5 protein-coding genes are annotated in these 5,907 nt (G+C 70.5%); 1 reads left to right on the plus strand and 4 read right to left on the minus strand.

Going from position 1 to position 5,907, the window contains the following annotated elements; all coding sequences use genetic code 11:
- The 4 genes from J7E94_RS23695 to J7E94_RS23710 all read right to left on the minus strand — a co-directional run.
- The coding region (locus J7E94_RS23695; RefSeq protein WP_215018681.1) for an MFS transporter at positions 1-1,401 on the minus strand (1,401 nt) is incomplete at its 3' end.
- A 77-nt stretch (positions 1,402-1,478) separates the two neighbouring features.
- Positions 1,479-2,552 carry a ParB N-terminal domain-containing protein gene (locus tag J7E94_RS23700; protein ID WP_215018683.1) on the minus strand — a complete coding sequence of 358 codons (1,074 nt, stop codon included), beginning with the start codon at positions 2,550-2,552 and terminating at the stop codon, positions 1,479-1,481.
- Between the two features lie 197 nt (positions 2,553-2,749).
- Positions 2,750-3,673 (minus strand): UTP--glucose-1-phosphate uridylyltransferase GalU, encoded by a 924-nt coding sequence (galU, locus tag J7E94_RS23705; RefSeq protein ID WP_215018685.1) that lies wholly within the window; start codon positions 3,671-3,673, stop codon positions 2,750-2,752.
- A 57-nt stretch (positions 3,674-3,730) separates the two neighbouring features.
- Positions 3,731-4,318: a TetR/AcrR family transcriptional regulator gene (locus J7E94_RS23710; protein WP_308345432.1), complete on the minus strand. Its 588-nt coding sequence runs from the start codon at positions 4,316-4,318 to the stop codon at positions 3,731-3,733.
- Positions 4,319-4,663: 345 nt separating this feature from the next.
- On the opposite strand from J7E94_RS23710, the gene J7E94_RS23715 reads away from it, so the two are divergent.
- Positions 4,664-5,857: a transposase gene (locus tag J7E94_RS23715; protein ID WP_251057118.1), complete on the plus strand. Its 1,194-nt coding sequence runs from the start codon at positions 4,664-4,666 to the stop codon at positions 5,855-5,857.
- Positions 5,858-5,907: the final 50 nt, after the last annotated feature.

A 5,907-nucleotide genomic window follows, 5' to 3' on the forward strand; every position in this document is an offset into this window, starting at 1 on the left:
GCGGAGGAAGAGAGCCGTGGTGATGGTGCCGACGAGGACGATGGCGGTGTTGACGATGATCGCGGTGGTGATGCCCGCGTGGATGTCGGTGTTGGCCGCCGCGATCGCGGACATGATCGGCGTGCCCATCGTGATACCGATCTGCTGCGTCATCGTGGCCAGACCCGTCGCCATACCCTGCTCGTGATCCGGCAGACCCGTCGTCGCGGTCACCATGAACCCCACGATCACCAGCATGTTGCCGATACCACCCGCAAACGTCGCCGCCAACAGCAGCCACATGCTCGCCGACGTCTCACCCAGCGCGATCAGGCTCAGCGTCGCCACCGCCTGCAGAAGACCACCCACGATCAACGTCGTGCGCGTACTCGTCGCACCGATCACCCGCGGGGCGATCGAACCGCCGATGACCGTACCGATACCCAGCACACCAAACGACAGACCAGCCGTCAGCGGCGAGAAGTCCAGCACCTCCTGCAGATACAGCGTCATCGAGAAGACCAGGCTCGTCTCCGTCAGGAACGCGATCAGACCCGCGATATTGCCCCACGCCACCGTCTTCTTCTTCAACACACTCACCGGCACCAGCGGACCCGCGGACCTCGACTCGATCGCATAGAAAACGATCAGCAGAACCACACCCGCCGCCAGCCAGCCCAGCGCCGCACCCGAACCCCAGCCGTGCTCACCGGCCTGCGTCAGACCGTAGATCAAAGCCAGCAGACCCAAAGTCACCGCGGTGGCACCGGGCAGGTCCAGCTTGGGGCGCATGGCGGGACGCGACTCCTTGATCACCGCAGGAGCGATGACCAGCACGGCCAGAGCGACCGGAACGTTGATGAAGAACGCCCACCGCCACGACAGCAGATCGGTCAGCACACCACCCAGAATCGCGCCCGTCGTGAAACCGGCCGACATCAGCGCACCATTGAGACCCAGCGCCTTCTGACGCAGCGGACCCTCAGGAAACGAGGTGGTGAGCAGCGACAGACCCGCCGGCGTGACCGCCGCGGTCGCAAGACCCTGGAGGACACGGGCCACGATCAGCATCTCCGGACTGGTCGCCAAACCACCCGCAAGCGACGACAGACCCAAAACCGCAAGACCCACCAGGAACAGACGCCGACGCCCGAACAGGTCCGCGACCCGCCCGAACAACAGCGTGAACCCCGCCGCACACAGAGCGAACGACGTCGCGATCCACTGCAGATTCGACAACGAGAAACCGAGACCGTCACCGATCACCGGCAACGCCACATTCAGAATCGAAAAGTCCACCGCCAGCATGAACTGCGCCACCAGCAGCACCACCAGCACCAGCCTCAAACGCCCGTCCAAACGGACCGGACCCTCCCCCTCCCCCACACCCGCATCAACCCGCGCACCCTCGACAACCGACATCGCCACACTTCCTTTCACACACACATAAACGGAGGCCTTCCGCGCGGAAGGCCGGTACTTGCCGGGGAAAAACCGGCTCAGGCAGGGGTCTCCACCGAGGCACGGCGGCCCAGTTCTTCGGACAACTCCTGCCAGTCCCGCGCCACCTGGGCGGCCGCGGCGGCCGCGGTCTCGGCGCGGTACGGGGGAACCGCGGCGACGAGCCGCTCACGCTGGCGCAGCCCGCTCACCTGGAGGTCGAGCATGCGGAGCAGGAGCCGCCCGGCTTCGCTCAGCCTGAGCAGGGGATCCTTGCAGAGGCTGCCGACCAGGGAGGGCAGTGTCTGCCCCTGGGCCCGGCCGCCGCCCTGCCCTCGGCCCCGAGCCGGCGCCGTTGCCGCATCGGGAACCGGGGTGTTCCCGGAGCGGCGCTGGGTGGCCGGCACAGGGTCCGCCCCCTCGCCGATCCGGCGCCGCACGTCCCGTACGGTCGACGGGGCGATCCCCGCCTCCCGGGCGATCTGGCGCAGGGAGGCGGTGGGGCGGCCGGCGAGCAGCCGGGCGGCGGCCTCGCGGCCGCGCGCCGGGTCGGACGGCCGCAGGCGCCCGTCCTGGCCGACCCGGGCCTTCGGCACGGGTGCCGCAGGACCCTCGCGGCGCCGTAGGGCTGCCACGGTCTTGGGTGCCAGTCCGGTCCGCCGCGCGATACCGCGGTCGGACCAGTCCGGGTGGGACCGCAGGATCCGCAGCGCCGCGGCGGTCCGCTCCGCATGGGTCAGCGGGAGCCCGTGACTGATGTTGGCCTCGACGGAGAGGACGAACGCGTCCTCGGCGCTTCCGTCGAAGTACGTCACCCCCACCGTGCGCTGACCGCGCAGTACGGCGGCCCGCAACCGGTGCGTCCCGTCGATGATCCGCATGGTGGCGCGGTGCACGAGCAGCGGGGGCAGCGCCTGGCCGGACTGGGCGAGGGCCTGTGCGTGGCTCTCGTCCACCCGGACGGTTCGCGGGGAGTCGGCGCAGAGCAGTGAGCCGACCGGTACTTCGGCCACGGCGCCGGGGGTGCCCGCCGCGGCCGGCGTACCCGCCGTCTTCGCCGGGTCTACTGTCTTCTTCGCCGGGTCCACCGCGTGTATCGCGTTCACCGCGTTCACCGCGTGCAGGTTCCTCATGTGGTTCACCTCCCTTCGTGCACTCGATGGGCCGGACGCCGCTGCGTTCGTCGGCTCCGGGAAAGAAATTACGTAACTACTGTTCGGTAACTAAGCCGGGAGCCGAACCCCGGTGAGATTTCGGCAACTTGGCGAAGTGGCGGTGCGGCGGGGTGGGCGACCGGGGCAGATCCGCGGTCGCCCACCGGGCGGCCGGATCAGACCCCGACCAGCTCCTGCGACCCCATGAACTCCCGCAGCCAGGACAGGAATTCGGGGCCCAGGTCGTCGCGTTCGCAGGCGAGCCGGACCGTCGCCCGCAGGTACTCGGCGCGGTCCCCGGTGTCGTAGCGCCGGCCGGAGAACACGACGCCGTGCACGGGACGGCCCGCCTGGACCAGGGCCCGCAGCGCGTCCGTCAGCTGGATCTCGCCGCCTCGGCCGGGGCTCGTGGCGCGCAGGACCTCGAAGATCTCGGGGTCGAGGAGGTAGCGGCCGATGATCGCGAGGCTGCTGGGCGCGGTGCCGGGCGCCGGCTTCTCCACCAGGTCGGTGATGCGCACTCCCCCGCCCCCGGCCGGGTGCTCCGACTGCCCGGACTGCTCGACCGCGGCGCATCCGTACAGGTGGATGGAGTCCGGGTCGACCTCCATCAGGGCGACGACGCTGCCGCCGTGCCGGGCGCGGACCTCGGCCATCCGGGCCAGCAGCGGGTCGCGGGGGTCGATCAGGTCGTCGGCCAGGAGGACGGCGAACGGCTCCTGGCCGACGTGGGGGGCGGCGCACAGGACGGCGTGGCCGAGCCCCTTGGGGTCCCGCTGGCGCACGTAGTGGATGTCGGCGAGCTCGGTCGAGGCGCAGACGCTGTCGAGCTTGTCCTGGTCGCCGCGGCGCTGGAGGGCCTCCTCCAGCTCGTAGTTGCGGTCGAAGTGGTCCTCGAGGGCCCGCTTGTTGCGTCCGGTGACCATGAGGATGTCGGACAGCCCGGCGGCGACCGCCTCTTCGACCACGTACTGGATGGCCGGCTTGTCGATGACCGGCAGCATTTCCTTCGGGGTCGCTTTGGTCAGCGGGAGAAAGCGGGTACCGAGACCGGCGGCGGGAATGACGGCCTTGGTTATGCGGGAGGGTGTGGAATTCATGCCACCGAGGCTAGATGCCGCCGGTCCCAGCAGGCTCGAATTCCCTTTCTTCTCCGCCTACTTAGGCATTTTCGGTTCCGTCGGCGCCACGATGCCGCGGCAGATGATCCGCCACAGCTCACGGAGTTCGTCGACGGCCGCGCCCGGCCGGCGGATCCGGCCGTGGCGCACCCGCGCGACGGTGCCGCACATCAGGTGCGCCGTCAGCAGGGCAACGGGGCGCGGGTCCACGTCGGGGCGCAGCTGGCCCTGTTCGACCGCCTGCCCGAGCAGGGTTCCGACCTCCGGTAACCAGGAACCGCACCACTCGGGGCCGGCGCCGGCGCGCTCACGGGTCAGTCGCGCGGCGGCGCGTACGACCGGGTCCGCCTCGATCAGCCGGCCCAGGGCGAGGACCAGGGCGGAGACGGTCTCCAGCGCCGTACCGTCGCCGCCGGCCGTGATGTTCTCGACCACCGCGCGGGTGGCGGACCGTCCCGACTCCTCCACGGCCGACGCGAGCTGCGCCTTGGCGGAGAAATGAAAGGTGAGCGCGCCGATGGAAACTCCGGCGGTTCGGCTCAGTCGGGAAAACGATGTCCCGTCATATCCATTGCGGTCGAATTCGACCCCGGCCACCGCGATCAGGTGATTCCGGGTGAGCACTCCGCGCTCTTGTTTTCCCAATGAACTCTCACTGCCATCCAGATCGTTCCCGACTCGCCGGGCATGCGGTCCGACGAGGCGGCACCAGCCTTGTCCGGGTGCCGCGGGCACACAACGCCGACTTGGCGAAGAAGCGCCCGCGCTCCCCGCCGCCTGCCGTCCCGTGGGGGTCGACGGCAGCCTCTGGGACCAACGTGCCGAAGTCGCGGCGCAGACGCCAGCCCTGAGCTAGAAAAAAAACGAACGTTCTGTATTCTACAACCGTCCACCACCGCGCCGCCCGTCGGCGTCCGCAGTGAAGGGGGAGAAATGACGGCACACACACGGCCCAGAGCCCTGGTTGCCATGGACACCACATTGGACGAGTTCACCGAACACCTCTTCGGCCACTTACCGCGCGCCGACCAGCGGCGCTGGGCCAGGGTCTACCTCCAGGGGCTGCTGACGACCCGGGGGAAAAAGTCCGTACGCCGGCTCGCCGCGTCCGTCACAGCGTCGCCCACCGCCTCGCAGTCCTTGCAGCAGTTCATCAACGCGAGCCCCTGGGACTGGGAGCCGGCCCGCCGCGAGCTGCTCCGCTGGATCGAGGGACGGCACCCGGTACACGCCTGGACGATCGGGCAGGCGGTCTTCCCCAAGCGGGGTGAGCACTCGGTCGGCGTACACCGCCGCTTCGATCCGGCCGCCGGACGTTCCGTCAACTGCCAGTTCGGTTTCGGCCTCTTCCTGTCCCTGGGCGGCATGAGCGTGCCCGTCGACTGGCGGCTGCTGCTCCCCGAGACGTGGGCGGGCGACCCCGTCCTGCGCCGTCGGGCACGCATCTCCCCCGAGGTCGCGCACCGGACGCCGGAGGCCCTCGTCCTCGAACTCGTCGACTCGATGGCCGCGCACACCTCCTCGGCGCACGCGCCGGTGGTCGCCGACCTGAGCCGCCTGAGCGGCGCCGGCACGCTCATCGGCATGCTCGGCCGGCGCGGCCACGACTTCCTGGTGTCCGTCCCGCCGGCCCTCGCGGTCTGTGCCGCCGGATTCGCCCCCGGCCGCGGCGAACAGGCCGGGACGCCGGGGCGGGAGACCGCCGCGGGCGACTTCGCCCGCGTGGGGAACACCCGCCATCCGTACACGGCGCTGCTCGCCGGACCGGATGCGCGGCCCCAGCGGCTGCGCATCCACTCGGGGCTGGTCCGCGTGCCGGGGGCCGAGACGGGCGCCCCCGGGACGCGCCGGACGTACCGCCTGTTCGGCGAACGGCGGCCCGGACCCGGGCACCGGGGCGGCCCGGTCTGGATCACCAACATGACCGAGCACCGGATGGACGACCTGCTGCATCTGGTCCGGCAGTCGGCCGAGTCCGCCAGGACCCTGGGCTCGCTGGCGGAGGACTTCGGGCTCCTCGACTTCGAGGGCCGGTCCTTCCCCGGCTGGCACCACCACATGACGCTGATGTCCGCCGCGTACGCCTACAAGGGCCTGCCGGCCCTGCGCGAGCGGCAGGGCCGGCAGGGGTACCCGGCGCTGGAGGTCAGGCGGTCCGCGTGAACGGATCCACGGGACGAGGGGGCAGGTCCTCAGGCGCGGATGAGGGCGAG

The sequence above is a fragment of the Streptomyces sp. ISL-94 genome, assembly GCF_018614075.1.
In the GTDB taxonomy this organism is placed as follows: Bacteria; Actinomycetota; Actinomycetes; order Streptomycetales; family Streptomycetaceae; genus Streptomyces.